The sequence below is a fragment of the Bacteroides sp. BFG-606 genome (genome assembly GCF_024788145.1).
Lineage (GTDB): Bacteria > Bacteroidota > Bacteroidia > Bacteroidales > Bacteroidaceae > Bacteroides > Bacteroides vicugnae.
Map to the genome: position 1 here is coordinate 6,118,845 of NZ_JANUIL010000001.1, position 16,118 is coordinate 6,134,962.

12 protein-coding genes are annotated in these 16,118 nt (G+C 43.0%); 2 read left to right on the forward strand and 10 right to left on the reverse strand.

All coding sequences use genetic code 11. From position 1 onward, the window contains the following. Positions 1 to 2: 2 nt before the first annotated feature. The 7 genes from NXV01_RS23570 to NXV01_RS23600 form a co-directional block, all read right to left on the reverse strand. Positions 3 to 545 (reverse strand): DUF4369 domain-containing protein, encoded by a 543-nt coding sequence (locus NXV01_RS23570; protein ID WP_259023307.1) that lies wholly within the window; start codon positions 543 to 545, stop codon positions 3 to 5. A gap of 84 nt (positions 546 to 629) precedes the next feature. Further along, positions 630 to 1,496, reverse strand: a complete 867-nt coding sequence (locus NXV01_RS23575; RefSeq protein WP_148365039.1) for a BT1926 family outer membrane beta-barrel protein — start codon at positions 1,494 to 1,496, stop codon at positions 630 to 632. A 26-nt stretch (positions 1,497 to 1,522) separates the two neighbouring features. Continuing rightward, positions 1,523 to 2,596: a hypothetical protein gene (locus tag NXV01_RS23580; RefSeq protein WP_259023308.1), complete on the reverse strand. Its 1,074-nt coding sequence runs from the start codon at positions 2,594 to 2,596 to the stop codon at positions 1,523 to 1,525. Then, positions 2,559 to 3,809, reverse strand: coding sequence for a hypothetical protein (locus NXV01_RS23585; protein ID WP_259023309.1), 1,251 nt, complete (start codon positions 3,807 to 3,809; stop codon positions 2,559 to 2,561). The genes NXV01_RS23580 and NXV01_RS23585 overlap by 38 nt, the downstream gene beginning before the upstream one ends. Further along, a complete protein-coding gene (locus NXV01_RS23590; protein WP_259023310.1) occupies positions 3,742 to 4,095 on the reverse strand; it encodes a hypothetical protein in 354 nt (117 codons plus the stop codon). The genes NXV01_RS23585 and NXV01_RS23590 overlap by 68 nt, the downstream gene beginning before the upstream one ends. 403 nt (positions 4,096 to 4,498) lie before the next feature. Further along, complete coding sequence (locus tag NXV01_RS23595) at positions 4,499 to 5,437, reverse strand: site-specific integrase (protein WP_148365041.1); 939 nt, start codon at positions 5,435 to 5,437, stop codon at positions 4,499 to 4,501. Between the two features lie 116 nt (positions 5,438 to 5,553). Further along, a complete protein-coding gene (locus NXV01_RS23600) occupies positions 5,554 to 6,180 on the reverse strand; it encodes an HU family DNA-binding protein (RefSeq protein WP_148365042.1) in 627 nt (208 codons plus the stop codon). A gap of 356 nt (positions 6,181 to 6,536) precedes the next feature. Between NXV01_RS23600 and NXV01_RS23605 the strand changes: the two genes are divergently transcribed. Both NXV01_RS23605 and NXV01_RS23610 read left to right on the forward strand, forming a co-directional pair. After that, positions 6,537 to 8,990 carry a glycoside hydrolase family 2 TIM barrel-domain containing protein gene (locus tag NXV01_RS23605; protein ID WP_259023311.1) on the forward strand — a complete coding sequence of 818 codons (2,454 nt, stop codon included), beginning with the start codon at positions 6,537 to 6,539 and terminating at the stop codon, positions 8,988 to 8,990. A gap of 88 nt (positions 8,991 to 9,078) precedes the next feature. Next, positions 9,079 to 10,554, forward strand: a complete 1,476-nt coding sequence (locus NXV01_RS23610; RefSeq protein ID WP_195650049.1) for a beta-glycosidase — start codon at positions 9,079 to 9,081, stop codon at positions 10,552 to 10,554. A gap of 123 nt (positions 10,555 to 10,677) precedes the next feature. Here NXV01_RS23610 and imm9 read toward each other — a convergent pair whose 3' ends face one another. The 3 genes from imm9 to ppk1 form a co-directional block, all read right to left on the reverse strand. Continuing rightward, positions 10,678 to 11,184 carry an Imm9 family immunity protein gene (gene imm9 / locus NXV01_RS23615; protein WP_148365045.1) on the reverse strand — a complete coding sequence of 169 codons (507 nt, stop codon included), beginning with the start codon at positions 11,182 to 11,184 and terminating at the stop codon, positions 10,678 to 10,680. A gap of 235 nt (positions 11,185 to 11,419) precedes the next feature. Continuing rightward, entirely contained in the window at positions 11,420 to 13,669 is a 2,250-nt protein-coding gene (locus tag NXV01_RS23620) for an inorganic phosphate transporter (RefSeq protein ID WP_148365046.1), read from the reverse strand. Between the two features lie 236 nt (positions 13,670 to 13,905). Next, positions 13,906 to 16,083, reverse strand: coding sequence for a polyphosphate kinase 1 (gene ppk1, locus NXV01_RS23625; RefSeq protein ID WP_195650048.1), 2,178 nt, complete (start codon positions 16,081 to 16,083; stop codon positions 13,906 to 13,908). Positions 16,084 to 16,118 lie beyond the last annotated feature (35 nt).

A 16,118-nucleotide genomic window follows, 5' to 3' on the forward strand; every position in this document is an offset into this window, starting at 1 on the left:
CATCAAAGTGATGAACGATAGGCAGTCCGGATATATTCTCCTACCGCATTGTCATCATTGATTTCTATGTATTTTTTCAATAAATCCGCAAAACCGGATTTTATCTGTTCCGTTTGTTTGTTCTCGCAGGCTGTGGAATATTCATCAACAGCCATGAGAAAATCCTGCATCCGTTCATTTAGCATTGTTCCTCCCGTACAAACCACATCGGAAATATCGGCTTGGATACTGCCATTTTCTATGACGACAGGGAGGCGGTATTCCAGTCCCGATTTGCTGGCACGAATAGAAAGCACTTTTACTACGGGCGACACAATAGTCACCGTATCGGCAAAAGCAAACTTTCCGTGGATTATTTCTGCACTATCTACCGGCTGCCCGCTCGAAGCATCTTTCATATAAACCATTTTTCCTTCGAATTCGGGCAAAGGTGCACTGCCGTTAATCTCGTAACCTTTTATCTGATGCCCGGTGCAAGCCGCTATCAAGCATACTCCCGAAATAAAAGATAAAAGTTTCACATATCTGTTCATTAAGCTCTTCATTCTTCTTTAAAAAAGAAAAGCCGCCCGCACTATCAGCTGAACGGCTTTCTCTTTTCATTCATACATTTGTATAATCATTCATCCTTAGAATCTGAATCCCAGTTTCACCATAGGCATTTCAAATATCTTGATGTTGTGGTGACTGACATTATATTTATCAAATCCTTTCGGACAAATCTGTATCAGGTCATAGCGGTAAGCCAGAGGGTGCATTTCGAAACCGAAAACGAAACCTTTAGCAATGCTATACTCGATACCTGCTACGGCAGCTACTTTGAAACCGTACATCTGACCGGCTTTACTTCCGGAAACATAGACCTGTGACGGAAGTTCTTCCGAGTCGTCACTATCCTTATAGGTGTCTCCAGTGTATGGTTCGGTCGTTTCAATGCGTGCCATCTGGAAGCCGAGTGCGCCTCCGAGATACGGATGAATACGTTCGTTGCGAGTCTTGAAATAGTAGTTGGAACCGACAGATACATACCAGTTGTTGGTCATCTGCGCATTGATATAACTTTGCGCAGGGATAATCATGTCGGGTACACTGTTGTCTCCTTCTACATAGTCTTTCTTTGGAGTGAGGCTGACGTTCATGCTGAACTGGAAATTTACATCCCAATTGTCAGACACGAAATACTTACCTTCAATTCCAGCTATATTGACCAGACTATTATTATTCAGACTCCCGATGTTCAGATAGCGGTTCAGATCGCCGGAGTTATCCGTTCCTCCATTGGGAAGTCCGACTACTCCTCCGTCATTGGAGAACTTGGGAAGCAGATAAGAAGTGTTCTCGTTAAAGAACTTTCCGCTACCAAGCAGGACTGAAACCTGCCACTGTCCTTTCTTCGGGGCAAACGACGCATCATCACTGCTGCTGTAACGCTGCGCCATTGAAGGCGCAGCTGTCATACAGGTCAGCAAAAGTAATGTGCATAGTTTTTTTATCATCTTGTTACTTTTACGTAGTTAGGAAATTATTTCAAGAAGATAGCAAGAAGTGCTTTCAACTGAGCGCTTGCAGTATCATAATCTGCCTTGGCAGCATCATATTCAGCCTGTTTTACTTTGATATTTTCCTGAATATTTGCAAATGATTCAGTAATATAATCTGTATCAGTATAAGTACCTGCTGCTAATTTCTCTATATTTCTCTTAGCTTTAGCAACATCGGCCTTAGCGGCAGTAACATCTGCCAGAGCAATCATATGTTCTTCCTTAACCAAGTTTTTGATAGCTTCCAAAGAACCTAAATCACCATTAGTAAAGTTATTATTCAAATAAACAGTGATTTCCGTTTCAATCTTACCTTTGATAATTTCATTATTGCCGTATTCTTTTTGTACTGTTACAATATTATCATTTACTTCTTTAAAGACTTTATCATAAGCAGCCTGGGCTTCGTCGTTAGCTTTCTTAGCTTTATCTACAGCATCCGCCAAAGCAGCATTTGCTTTATCTTGAACAGTCTGTTCTACAGCTTTTTGAGCAGTAAATGCTTCTTTCAAAGCTTTATAAGTTTCTACCTGATCAATTATAGCTTGTAGACTAGCCGTTTCTGCTGTTGCCCAAATCATCTTACCAAGAGAACCATAATTACCATTCTCCAAGGCATCTACATGATTACCACCAGCGGCAGCTATTACTTCGTCCTTAGATACAGGCAATCTTCTTGGATTATTACCTGAATTGAAATTATCGCTAAATACAGCAGAAGAAGCAGATTTCCACTTTTCCAATGGAGTCTTTACACTGGAATCTTGCTCTACATCTATTAATTTTCCAATATTTTCTTTACTAATTTCATTTGCAGTAGTAATGTCACCAGCATCCCAAGTGATAAAGCCTAAATCTACTCCAACAACTTTCTTAAAGTTATCAGCGTCTGCTATCAGCCAATCAGAGATTTTTTTCGTGTCATTTCCTTTTGTTACACTTACCTTAGTTACTTGTGCTTCTTTAGCCAATGCATCCTTATAATATGCAACTAAAGCCGTAGCTACAGCATCAATATTAGCTTCTTTTTTTTCTATCTTCTGGTTTAAGTCCATTATATTTCTTTATTGCAGCATTAGCGGCTGCCTCTGATTTCTCCAAATCTATTTTCAGACTTTCATCATAAGCTGCCATTGCATCTTCCCATGCTTTATAATCTGTAGCATAGTTCTCTTCTGCCTCTTTTTGTGCTGCAAGAGCTGTAGCCAATTGTGGTTTGGCCCATTCTATATTTTCCAAATCAACACCTTTAGTAGCCTTATCAATCAGCTTAATCCAACCATCAATCTGACTTTGTGCTTCAGTAATTTGTATACCTTTATTATAGGCAAAAGTACCAGTACTAGAATTATAACCAGCAACAGTTGTTCCACTAGGTATTACATCATTCAATCCCTTCTTTACTTCAGCCTCTACTTTCTTAGAATAAGCTGCAGCTGTTTTAGCTTTGTTCTTGTCAGAGTTCTGTTTATTTTTAGCAGTTTCCAACTTATCGCTAGTAGCTTCCAAGTCAGATATCAGTTTAGGATTAGCAACTTCTAGCTTGCCTTTTTCAATATTATACTGTTGTTCCTTAACTTTTGCAGCAGCAATTTCTTCTTCCAGCTTCTTGACTTCAGCTTCCCAATCTGCAACAGTAGTATACTCATTATCCAAGATAGCTTTCAAGTTATCAGCATACTCCTGCGTCATCTCTAAAGCAAATTCTGCATTTTTCAGTGCATTATCCAAGACCGCTTCTAAATTATTATCAGCTACTATATCAGAATAGTTAGCTAATTGTTCCTGAAGTTTTTTCAAGCTACCGGCTTTATAGCCACCCACAGACTGGGTAGGATCTTCAGTAATAAGATAAACATAATACTTAGTCTTAGAAGAATTAGTCTCCGTGCTTTCATCCGGATTTGTAGTAGTAGTGGAATTCGCAACTACCGATGATAGAATTCTAGTGATAACAGTTGTTGAATATCCATACATTGCCTTGTCCATTGCCTGTTTTGCATAGGCAACTTGCGCTTGTACACCATTCAAACGAGCTTGTTCTTCATCTGTCAGCAATAACTTGGAAGCTTCAATCTGTTCCATAGCTTGTTTGTAAGCTTCCTGTGCTTTAGCAGTGGCTGTTTCGGCAAGAAGCATTTTTTCCTTATACTGCTCAACAATCAATGCCTTTTCATTTTCCCACTTAGTTTTGTCAGCTTCAGCTTTTGCAATGGCAGCTTCCGCTTCCAGCTTTTGCTTGTGCAGTAGCAGCTTCTTCCTTTTCAATCAAAAGTTTCTTTACTTGAATGTCCAGTTCATGCAACTGCAAATCAATTTCTGCAGACTTATTCTGAAGTGCCAAACCTGCATTAACTAATTCTTGCTCTGCAACCTGTGCTTTTCTCAATTCAGCCTCTACAAGCTCAACTGCAGCTTGAGCTTTGATAAATTCAGACTTTGCTCCCCTAAGTTCTGCAATGCCTTCCGGTTCATCGGTATCAATACATCCCGTGAATGTCGCCGTCGTACCTGCCATGAGCAAGGTTGCGACTAAATACGTCCATTTTCTCATAAAAGTAAATTAAATGTTATACAATTAATAAATAAAAAATTTGTTTGTACTAATTCATGATTTATTTCGCTTCACTCCCCCTCTTCCCGTTACTTTGTAGGTAACGGGAAAACCCTTGTGCCTGCTCTTTTGGAGTAGTCTATACTAGAAAATAATACGATATATGACGAATCTTCTTACCCCTGCTTATGAGAAAAAGTAGAGGGGCGGGAAATCTATTGCAAAATTTAGACGTTAACAAAGTTCTAAGACAAAGAATCCACGTGTTCTTCTGTGTTTATTCCTATTTTGAGTAGTTTATTAGAAAAAATGTACGATTTTGTTTGGATGTTTTAAGAAATATGCTCATATTTGCAGCGTCTTTTCTTCCCGTTACCTACAAAGTAACAGCACTAAAAATCAGCTACTTGCCACAAGCATAGATCCTTTTCAGCGAAGACAGAATCGTCACATTCGCTTCATCTATTTTCTTATTCTTAAAAGGTTTTAGATAAGTCTCTGTGACAATAATGGATGAATGCCCCATCGCCTCTGAAATAATGCCTGGATGTATCTCGCAATAATATGCCATTGTAGCCCAGGTATGCCGAGCCGTATACGAGCTTAAATCAGAAGTCAATGCAAGTACTTGTTTCAGCAACAGAAGTTGATAGTTAAAATTACGCAAAGCTATCTGATATTCCCTGTAGGTAGCTTCCGTACTCTCTCTGCCAGTCAGTATGGGAAAAAGATAAGGAGAAGCAGAATCGGTGTTCATATACTTTTTCATCAGTTTCATAGTTTCCGGCAGAAGCGTCACGGTCAGAAGCCTTCCGGTTTTTCTACGACGATAAGTGAGTACATTCCCCACTATATCCTGCTTTTTAAGATACGCAAGATCTACGAACGGCATACCACGAAGCATGAACATTAAGAAAAAGTACGCGCGCGTACGTTGCAATTCTCCTCTTCCCTGATGAATTTGTTTGGGAAGCTCTTTCATCAGCCGTTCCATATCCTCCTTTTCCAGTGCACGCTTCCTATCGGCACGCGTCCCTGTATAGACATACCGGAAATGATGCGGTATATAAGACGCCATCCGACGGTCGACCGCACGGTTGTATACCGCTCTCAACGTACGCATATAGGTTGAAACCGTGTTCCAGCTACACTCCTTTTCCCGCAAATACGTTTCAAAACTTTTAAGAAACTCCTGATTCACTTTCTTGAATGGCAGATTCCTGCTCCCGTTAAATGCAATGATAGCATTCATGCTACTCCTGTAAACATGAGCAGTTCCATAGTTCCCACTTTTTCGAAGCCCTTCAGCTACTTCCTTCATAAATGAAATCAAATTCCCCATTTTTATTAATTTTAGTTATCACTCAAGCATGTCCCTGAAGAAAAGCGCCCTCACCGCAATTCCCCCCAATGCTCTTTATTCCAAATCTCAACATATCATCATACAAATATAATGAATTATGTTTTCTTTATATACACCCGATGTGTTCCTCTGCCATCAATCCCGATGCCGGAACCGGGTGTATACGCCCACTGGCGTAATTCATTGGTAGCCGCTGTACGCAGCAAACCTGTCAGTTTCCGGTATTCGTAGACCGTCAGAAAAGGATGTTCCTCCAGATATCTAACAGCCAATGCAAGTCGTTGCTCCGGTGTATACTTCTGTGAAGAACGTTGCGACTTCCACGGAGCCCTTTCCAGCAGACATCTTCCATTGATACGCCTCATCATCTTCCTGTCTACACGAAAGTTCACGTTTCCCACCACAATGCTTCGTGCGTTACGATGGGTTTCACCCTCTCCGGCCTTTTCGCGTTCTTTATCTTTGCATAACGCCAACGAAGGAGAGAATGTTCCGATGCCATCCAGCTTCACAGACTTGCCTTCTGCCATCTGATGTGCCATCTCAATACCTATCTGTGTAATTACGCCTTCCACATCTCCGACGTTAAAACCACTGCTGGATGCTATCTGACGTATCAAATCCTCGGTAGATACCTGTTCCATCATTGCAAACCGCGGATAAAGTACCTGTTCGCCCGTTCCATGAATATCGGGCATTTCTTCCATTATATACATTGCCATAATACTAAAGTTTATTTGAAATATTGATTACTAATAGAAAACTTACTCGCTATAGGTAGAAAACTTGTTCTCCCCTAAAGGAAAAGTTATTTTTCCCTTAGGGCAAACTAAAACCGCAAGTTCCGGTTTTATAACTGAAACTTCTGATTACATAATCAAAAGTTCCGGTTTTATAATCAGAACTTGCGGTTATAGTTTTCTTACTAACAAAGATACGTTTTCCTGCCGGAACAAGCAAGTTTAATCCCTATGAAAAGGAAGTTTGATACATTTGTTGCAGCATCTTGTTACATTTCTATTCCTCACATCACCTGTCACGCTCCTATCTTTGCCCATTATTAAACAAAGAATAGGAAATGATGAATAACTACTTCGAATCTTCTGTAAGGCTACTCGCTCTTTTAGTGTTAATACCCTGCTTTATTGCTGAAAGTTCCGCATCGGAACGTAAAGTCAGCATAAATGAGAACTGGAAGTTTTACCGGGGTTGCATTGCCAATGCCGAACAGACATCTTTCAAGGACACTCAATGGAGGATACTCGATTTACCTCATGACTGGAGCATGGATCCTGTGCCCGTACAAAGAGAAGGTATAACAATCGGTCCTTTTTCACGCATGAGCGTAGGCGGGGCAGATACCGGACAAACCGTAGGAGGTGAAGGATGGTATAGAAAAGAATTCACCATACAGCCGGAAGATGCCGATAAGATTATTTCCCTTTATTTTGAAGGAGCTTATAACCAAACAGAAGTCTGGATAAACGGGCAGAAAGCCTGTTTTAATCCTTATGGATATATCCCTTTCAAAATCGACATCCATCCATACTGCAACGCTCCCGGCATTCGGAATATAATAGCCGTCAAAGTGGTGAATGAAGGTCTGAACAGTCGGTGGTATGCCGGTTCCGGCATTTACCGGCACGTATGGCTAATGAAAACGGACAAAGTACATTTGGACGAATGGGACACTTTTATAGATGCTTCCAAAGTAGAAAGTAAAAAAGCGACGGTTGATCTTCACTCCATTCTACATAACTCCGGCAAAGAAAAAGTGACCGCCCATCTGAAGATTCAGATATTTTCTCCACAAGGGGAAGAGGTTTATTCCACTACTCAACCAGTCAATATATCCGGTGAAACCAATATCCCCATTTCCCTCACTTTTGATATAAAAAAGCCGGAATTATGGTCGGTAGATACTCCTAGTTTATATACCGCACATCTATCCTTGAAATCTAAGAAGCTATCTGATGAAATAACCGTTCCTTTCGGAATACGAACCGTCGAATTCTCCGCAGAAAAAGGATTTCTATTAAATGGGAAACCGCTGAAATTAAAAGGTGGTTGTTTGCATCATGACAATGGTTTATTAGGTGCCGTAGCTATCAACAGGGCAGAAGAACGCAAAGTAGAGCTAATGAAAGCAAATGGTTTCAATGCAGTCAGATGCTCGCACAACTTACCGTCAGAATATTTTCTACAGGCATGTGACCGACTGGGATTGCTAGTGATTGATGAAGTATTCGATCAATGGCAACAAGCAAAACGCCCGCAAGATTATCACCAATTCTTCGATGAATGGAGTGAACACGATATAGCTACCATGGTGCGCAGAGACAGAAACCATCCTTCTATTATCATGTGGAGTATTGGCAATGAAATAGCTGAACGCGCCGACGAACCCACTGGAGAGATCATAGCCCGGAAACTAATTGCAACCATTCACCGATATGATACAAGCCGCGCCACTACCGCTGCTGTTAACTCGTTTTGGGACAGAAGAGATTTCAGTTGGGAGAAGGATTCGGAAAGGGCTTTCCGGAACCTGGATATCTCCGGTTACAATTATCAATGGAAGGAATATGAAAAAGATCACGCACGATTCCCGCAACGGATTATGTACGGCAGTGAATCGGTGCCCAAAGAAGCAGCACAGAACTGGAAACTGATCGACAAGAATTCCTATCTGATTGGAGATTTTGTCTGGACTGCCCTCGACTATCTGGGTGAAGCCGGTCTGGCACATACTCTCGAACTTGCTCCGGGAGAACACAGTCCGCAGTTTATGGGATGGCCGTGGTATAATGCATGGTGTGGTGACATTGACTTCTGCGGAGACAAGAAACCGCAATCTTATTATCGCGACATTCTTTGGAAAAGACGTGATATTTCATTAGCAGTACAACCTCCCGTAGCCAAAGGGAAAAGAGAAGATATCAACTACTGGGGATGGAAAAACGAATTCCTTAGTTGGAACTGGAAAGGATACGAAGGCAAAACGATGGCAGTACATGTGTATAGTCGTTCCCCTAAAGTAAGACTTTATTTGAATGACAGGTTATTGGGAGAAAAAGAAGTCAATCCCGATACCTATACGGCTTCTTTCGAGGTTCCCTATGAACCGGGACAACTGAAGGCTGTCAACTTGAAGGGAAAGAAAGAAACGACATCGACTGAACTTTACACAACCGGAATTCCGGCAATGATACATTTGACAGCCGATCGTATGAAAATAAAGGCAGATAAAAATGACCTTTCATATATAAAGGTTGAAATATTGGATAAAGATGGAAAGTTAATACCTGACTGTTCCATTCCTTTGGAAATTAAATCTACCGGAAAAGGGTCCGTCATTGCCGCAGGTAATGGAAGTGCGGATGATATGAAAAGCTTTCGTTCCTTAAAGCCGAAAACGTTTCGGGGAAAAGCAATTGCTATCGTTCAGCCAAATGCAGAAAAAGGGACGATCACTCTTACTGTTTCAGCAGAAGGATTACCGGAAGCGGCTATTGTCTTAGAGACTTATTAATAAATCAATCTTGATTAAGGATACACAGTTGAATGTACTGCATGAGATTGTTTAAACAGTAATATAAAAATATAAGAACAGGAGAAACATGATTAAGAAAACCACCTTATTAAGTAGTTTATCCATTGTGCTGTCAATGGGGACTATGAGTGCGCAATCCTATGAATGGATTAGCAGTACGGAAAATAACACATGGCAACAGTCTAAAGTCAAGTTGCAGACAAATACCGGGCGCACTCCCCTACTCGAGGTCAACGGTTCGGAGAATGGAACTGTCTTCAAAGCTTGGGGAACATGCTTTAATGAACTCGGATGGGATGCACTCAACATGCTTCCACGGAAGCAACAGGAGATTGTTCTTCAACAGTTGTTTGCTCCCGGAGGAGATCTGAAGTTTACCATGGGACGCTTCTCCATGAATGCCAACGACTACGCCCGCGACTGGTACAGTTGCGATGAAGTATCCGGTGACTTCCAATTGAAGCATTTCAATATCAATCGGGATAAAACAACGTTGATACCTTTTATCAAAGCTGCACAACAGTATAATCCGGATATGACTTTCTGGATGTCGCCATGGTCGCCTCCTTCCTGGATGAAAATCAATCACTACTATTCAGTTCGCAGTGACCGTAATCAAAATCAGATGTCGCCTCTGTCTGATGTAGCACTTTATGAGGATAGTAAAGAAAAGAACACACAGGTATTTCCACAGCAGTTGGCTGTAAATGATTACTTTATTCAGGATCCACGTTATCTGCAAACCTATGCAAACTATTTCTGTAAATTCATCGATGCTTACAAGGAACAAGGCATCCCCATCTCCATGATTATGTTCCAAAATGAGTCATGGAGCTACACCAACTATCCGGGTTGTGCCTGGACGGCAGAAGGTATTATCCGCTTCAATACAGAGTACCTCGCTCCTACTCTGAAAAAGCAGCATCCGGAAGTAAAGTTATATTTAGGAACAATCAACACCAACCGTTATGAGGTGATCGATCAGGTGCTTTCCGACCCACGAATGCCGGAAACAATAGAAGGGGTCGGCTTCCAATGGGAAGGCGGACAGATTTTACCCAAACTCCGCGCCAAATATCCGCAATACAAGTACGTGCAAACGGAAAGCGAATGTGGTTGGGGCTCTTTCGACTGGAAAGCAGCCGAACACACTTTCGGACTAGTGAATCATTATCTGGGTAATGGTTGTGAAGAATATACTTTCTGGAATGCTATTTTGTACGACGGAGGTTTCAGCGGATGGGGATGGAAACAGAATGCTTTGATTCATGTGGATTCAAAGACAGGGACTGCGACCTACACTCCCGAATATTATGCGGTAAAACATTACAGCCATTATGTAACACCCGGCTCGAAAGTGCTGGCATATAAAGATAGAGGAGATAAGATGCCGGTAATGATCGTCATGACTCCACAAAAGAAACAGGTGGTGATAGCCGGTAATTTCAACGAAGAAGCCAAAGAGCTTACTGTGAAATTAGGTACTCGCTATTTGAATGTAACCTTGCAACCTCATTCTTTGAACACTTTCATAGAAAAGTAGAAAAACAGAGCTGCCGCAAAGAGTCTAAATTCAATAATCGACGACTCTTTACGGTAGCACATAGCTATGTTAGTCCCTTGTCTATGCCACTAAAATTGATTCTATTTTACGATTTGGCTACTATTACCGCTTCTTTACTTTATATCCTTTCAGGGTAAAACCGACTTCAAACAGGTTCAAAAGGGCTATCCGAATATTATCTTCTATATAGGTTTCCATATTATCATATTTTGCAAAGTAGACGGGAAGCAGCCTGTTATTCCTCCTATAACTTTCATCCGGTGTTTTACCGGTAAAACGTTCTTTCTTCTTCACCCCCCAACGGACGGTTTTACTACAAGGAAGAGGTATACCTATCGTTAACACTTTTTCTTTAGTTGCCGTATCGGTGATTCCATGTTTCCAGATACTGATATGGCTGGCTCCCAAATAAGTGCCGATATAAAGGACAACGGTCAGCGTCCAATCATCCAAAGCCTCATCGGTTTGAATACCATTCACCAAATCAGAGAAATAGCCTTCAACCATTTCTCTGTCAAAACAGTTTAGTTCAGGCCATTCACATTTCTCAAACAGTTGATGCACATTGACAGGAACCAGTAAAGTGGTTATTTCTAACTGATATTTCATTCATTTCGTTTTTATATCATTGCATCTAAAATCGTCTCAATTATCTTATCGACTATAAATATACAATTTTACCAGATCAAATACTAAAGAGTAGAGCTTTTTTTAAACCTATTTCTGAAAAAGAAAGGACTGTTTGACACCCCTTACTTATGTAAACAGGGTTTATCAAACAGTCCTTTCCTTACAGATTATGATTCGTCCATTTTTCAGTGGACAATCCTTGTTTTTTTTGTCCTTACGGCATTTCTGTTTCCATCTGGAATTTACGGCTTACTTTCATCAAATTGATGGTGTAAGTGACTACGTTCTGTGCTTCCTGAACCATCGTGAGATACACCATGCTCACCCGGATGCTTCCTGATTGGCTTTGAATACGTTGCAGTTCCTTACGTTTCAATACTGAAAGTTGTCCGTTGAGGTCGTTGGCACGACGGATTTCTTCTTCGAGGTCATTGTACTCGTTGTTTTCCATTTTCTTACGACACTGCTGAATCAGATAGGTGATATCTTCGGTCACATCGCTGAATTCGCCTTTCTGAATGGCATCCAATGGGTTGAAATTGTTGTCGGTATGTTCGAGGCAAGGTTCACAGAGGCGGGAAATACTGTAGACCAATTCGCTGGCGAAGTCGTTGCCTTGATAGTAATAAAGTCCTTTTTCGAGTACGGTGTTATTATCGAGACGGCACATAGCGACGGTGCCCGAACGTTTCATCTGTTTGATGAGCTGTTTCTCAAATTTAGTGGACCCCATGGCGCGACGTAATCCTCGCAGATTTTCATGAAGGAATGAAGTGACAGTCAGTTCGAAATTTGTTTCTGCGTATTCCAATACTTTGGAAAGTTCTTCGCGGGTGTGCTTACGCATCAGTTGCAGGGCTTCTGTACTGTCTGTGGCTTGCATCAGTTGTTTCAGCGTTTCGTTACCTTGTTCTTTCGCTTTGCGTTTCTTGTACATCACCTGACTACGGATCAAGATGAATACAGCTATACCGATGAGGGCGATGATTGAGATGTTGCCTCCATAATGGAGTACGAGAGCTACGAAGAAACAGATGGTGAAGGCGGCTCCGGCAGTGATGAACCAGCCTCCGATGACGCTTAATACGCCGGTGATACGGTAAACGGCTGAATCACGCCCCCAGGCGCGGTCGGCCAGGGAAGTACCCATAGCTACCATAAAGGTTACGTAAGTGGTGGAAAGGGGAAGTTTCAGGGAGGTTCCCAAGGCGATGAGCAGGCCGGCCAATACCAGGTTGACAGAAGCGCGGACAAGGTCGAAAGCGGCTCCGTCGGCTATGATTGCTTCGTCTTTGCGGAAGCGGGAGTCAAACCATTTTTTGCTGCCGTCCGGCATTATTCGGGAGATTCCGTTGGCAAGTGTCATACTGATGCGGACTACTGTGCGGGCGATCGGGGTGCTTCCGAATGCTTCTTCTCCTTCATCTTGACGGGAAAGGTCGACAGATGTTTTTATTACGGCGTGTGCTTTTTTAGAGGTGCAAAGGGCGTAGACCATGACGGCTCCGGCTCCGATAAGAAAATACCACGGGGTTTTAGCGGGGCCCAGCAAAGAGGTCATCAGGAAGCCGTTCGGATTTCCTGCTCCATTGGCGGTATAGTCCATAAAAGAGGAGAAACCTGCGAGGGGAACACCGATAAAGTTGACAAGGTCGTTACCGGCAAAAGCAAGGGCAAGGGCGAAGGTTCCCATCAGTACGACGACTTTGAAAACATTGATTTTCATCCAGTGAAGGATTTGCATCAGTACGGTGGAGAATACAAAGAAAACGGTGATTAGCATCAGGGTGTTGTCTTGTATCCAGTGTTTGTTTTCGGGAGTCATGAAGGAGCTGTCTTTCAGTCCTTTGATGAGCATGAAGTAGATGATGGCAGTAGTGGCTACTCCTCCAAAGAGGGCGATGCTGTATTTCATCTTTTTCGTATAGTTGAAGGTGAAGATCACACGGGCAAGCCACTGTACAAGCATTCCGAAGAAGAAGGCGATAGCGACGGAGACGAAGATCGCCATAATGACGGAGAGGGCTTTGTCGGTGTTGATGAGGTCTCCCAAAGCAAGGGTGTCGCTATTGTGTACTTTGATGAGGGAAAGGGCGAACGTTCCTCCGAGTAGCTCAAAGACTAATGATACGGTGGTGGAGGTGGGCATCCCCATAGAGTTAAAGACGTCCAACAGTACTACATCGGTCAGCATGACGGCTAGCAGAATGCACATGATTTCGGCAAAGTAGAAGTGCTCTGGTTGGTAGATGCCGTGACGAGCGATGTCCATCATTCCGTTGGACAGGGAGGCGCCGATGAAAATGCCGATGCCGGCTATGAACAGGATGGTTTTGAACGAAGCGGCCTTGGCGCCTACCGCCGAGTTCAAAAAGTTGACTGCATCGTTACTGACTCCGACTATCAGATCGAAAACAGCTAGTACAAAGAGGAAGATGATAATGCATAAATAAATAGTCTCCATAATAAATATATGTGTATGTTGTTTCCGGCTGCAAAGGACGGGATTTGACGTTGCAGGGAGGTGTCATATATGTTACATTTATATTACAATCGTCTTTCTTTTGTCTTGAAACAAAAGAAAGAAGCAAAGAAAAAAGTAGGCCGGAGAGGCGTGCGGGGGGGCTGCAGGTTGCCGGGCTTGGGGCACGGGTATGGGATTCTTATGTTAGTTAGTTAGTCAGTTAGTTGGTTGGGGTGTTAGTTATTTGTTTTGTTTAGCCAGTCATAGAAGGTGTATTGGGCTCGTACAGCGGGAGTGCCGGGCGTTCTTTTTTTGAAGATGTTTCGCAGGTTGTTGTCTACCCAGCAGGCTTTTTGGTTGTCGGAGAGCTGGATGTTGAGCATTTCGATGAGGCCGTCACGCAGGTCGGGGGAAAGAATGGGGGTGACGGCTTCGATGCGACGGTAGAGGTTACGACGCATCCAGTCGGGGGAGCCCATGAATACTTTGGGTTTGCCGTCGTTACCGAAGTACCAGATACGGGCGTGTTCGAGGAAACTGTCTACAATACGGGTGACACGGATGTTACGACTGTATGACTGTCCGGGGATGAGGCAACAGATTCCACGAACGATGAGGTCGATTTGCACGCCGTGTTCGGATGCTTCGTAGAGGCGGTCGATCATGGTGGGGTCTTGAAGGGCGTTCATTTTGAGGATGATGCGTCCTTGCTTGCCTTGATCGGCGAGGGCTATTTCACGGTCGATGAGGCGGTTCAGCTCCGGGATGAGGTTGAAGCGGGCGACGAGAAGGGTGGTGAACTTCGGGTCTTCTTTGCCTTGCAGGGTGCGGAAGAGGTTATAGAGGTCGGCCACTATCTTCGGACGGCAGGTGAAAAGGCCACAGTCGGCGTAGAGAGTGGCGGTCTTTTCATTAAAGTTACCGGTGCTGATATAGGCGTAGCTGGGTATTTTTTCACCATTCGGTCCGCGGCGGCGGATAAGAGCTACTTTGGCGTGTACTTTCAGACCGGGTATGCTGTATATTATTTTAATGCCGGCGGCTTGCATCATTTCGGCCGTGGCAAGGTTGTTTTCTTCGTCGAAACGGGCTTTCAGTTCCACAAATACAGTGACTTTCTTGCCGTTTTGGGCGGCGGCTATCAGGGTGTTGATGACGGCGGAGTTTTCGGCTACGCGGTATTGGGTTACCATGATTTCACGGGTTTCCGGGTTGTGCACGGCTTCATATAAGAAATGGATGAAGTGCTCGAAAGAGTGATAAGGGTAATATAATAACAGGTCCTTCTTGGCGACGTGGTTGAAGATGGATTCTTTTTCGTCAAGGATAGTCAGCTTCATTGGCTTCGGTTTTTCGAGGCTGTGAAGAGATTTGTTCGGGTTGGGAAGATGACGCAGGTCTTCAAGATTCAGGTGCTTGTCGCCGGGGACAAGTTCATCGCGCTGAATATGGAAGGCGTCTACCAGAAAGTCCAGAAAGTCATGAGGCATACCACGGTCGTAGACGAAACGGCAGACGTCACCGATCTTGCGTTTCTTCACTTTCTTCTTGAGTTGGGCAACGAGGTCGGCACTGCTGGCGGTGTCGTCAATCAATATGTCAGCGTCACGGGAGATTTTGATGCAGTAGCTGGAATCGACATCGTAGCCGGGGAAAATCAGGTTGAGGTTTGCCTTGATTATATCTTCGGTAAACATCAGGTAATGGTTTTTCTCGCGGGATGGAAGTTCGATGAAGCGGGGCACTTTGGCGTAGGGTTGCTTCATCACGAAGTAAAGAGGTTGCCGATATTCTGTTACATTTGTATCTGCTCCATCACTTTTTCTTCGAGTTATGCGTTCTTCTGTATATTTTTCTTTGTTAATAGATTCTTCTGTTTTTTCTTTATCTTCTTTCCTTTCGTCTTTTGCTTCTTTCTTCGGATAGACTCGTATCGCCAGATAAAGTCGGTTATCTCGTAGGAAGGAGACTATTTTATCTTTGGATACAGGCACAGGTTGCAGGTAGGGAAAGATTTCTTCCCGGAAAAAGTCTTTAATAAACTGCTGGTGGAACGGTTCGACATGGCTGTCCTGATAAAAAATAATGTGGTTTTTGCGCAGGGCAGGTAATAGTTTCTCTTCATAAATGCGTACACGGTCATCCAACTGGCGAGTGACTTCTTTATTGATTTCTTCTACCAGTTCACGGGCGGATTGTACGGTTTCTTCATCGCTTTCCGTAGCACCGGAGGCAACTGCTTTATGATCGGCTACCCGGATTTTGTAGAATTCTTCGAGGTTGGAAGAGTAGATAGAGATGAAGTTGATACGTTCGTAGAGCGGCAGACGCTCGTCCAGAGCCTCCAACAATACGCGATAATTGAATGAGAGCCAACTGATATCTCGCTTGAAATAATTATATTTGCTTTCCATGTGCTTTAAGATTTTTCCAAATATAGTATCTTTGT

Bases quoted from the DNA above. Each gene is read 5' to 3' on its own strand.
- NXV01_RS23570 (WP_259023307.1), bottom strand. From the start codon at position 545: ATGAAGAGCTTAATGAACAGATATGTGAAACTTTTATCTTTTATTTCG.
- NXV01_RS23575 (WP_148365039.1), bottom strand. From the start codon at position 1,496: ATGATAAAAAAACTATGCACATTACTTTTGCTGACCTGTATGACAGCT.
- NXV01_RS23580 (WP_259023308.1), bottom strand. From the start codon at position 2,596: ATGGACTTAAACCAGAAGATAGAAAAAAAAGAAGCTAATATTGATGCT.
- NXV01_RS23590 (WP_259023310.1), bottom strand. From the start codon at position 4,095: ATGAGAAAATGGACGTATTTAGTCGCAACCTTGCTCATGGCAGGTACG.
- NXV01_RS23595 (WP_148365041.1), bottom strand. From the start codon at position 5,437: ATGGGGAATTTGATTTCATTTATGAAGGAAGTAGCTGAAGGGCTTCGA.
- NXV01_RS23600 (WP_148365042.1), bottom strand. From the start codon at position 6,180: ATGGCAATGTATATAATGGAAGAAATGCCCGATATTCATGGAACGGGC.
- NXV01_RS23605 (WP_259023311.1), top strand. From the start codon at position 6,537: ATGATGAATAACTACTTCGAATCTTCTGTAAGGCTACTCGCTCTTTTA.
- NXV01_RS23610 (WP_195650049.1), top strand. From the start codon at position 9,079: ATGATTAAGAAAACCACCTTATTAAGTAGTTTATCCATTGTGCTGTCA.
- imm9 (WP_148365045.1), bottom strand. From the start codon at position 11,184: ATGAAATATCAGTTAGAAATAACCACTTTACTGGTTCCTGTCAATGTG.
- NXV01_RS23620 (WP_148365046.1), bottom strand. From the start codon at position 13,669: ATGGAGACTATTTATTTATGCATTATCATCTTCCTCTTTGTACTAGCT.
- ppk1 (WP_195650048.1), bottom strand. From the start codon at position 16,083: ATGGAAAGCAAATATAATTATTTCAAGCGAGATATCAGTTGGCTCTCA.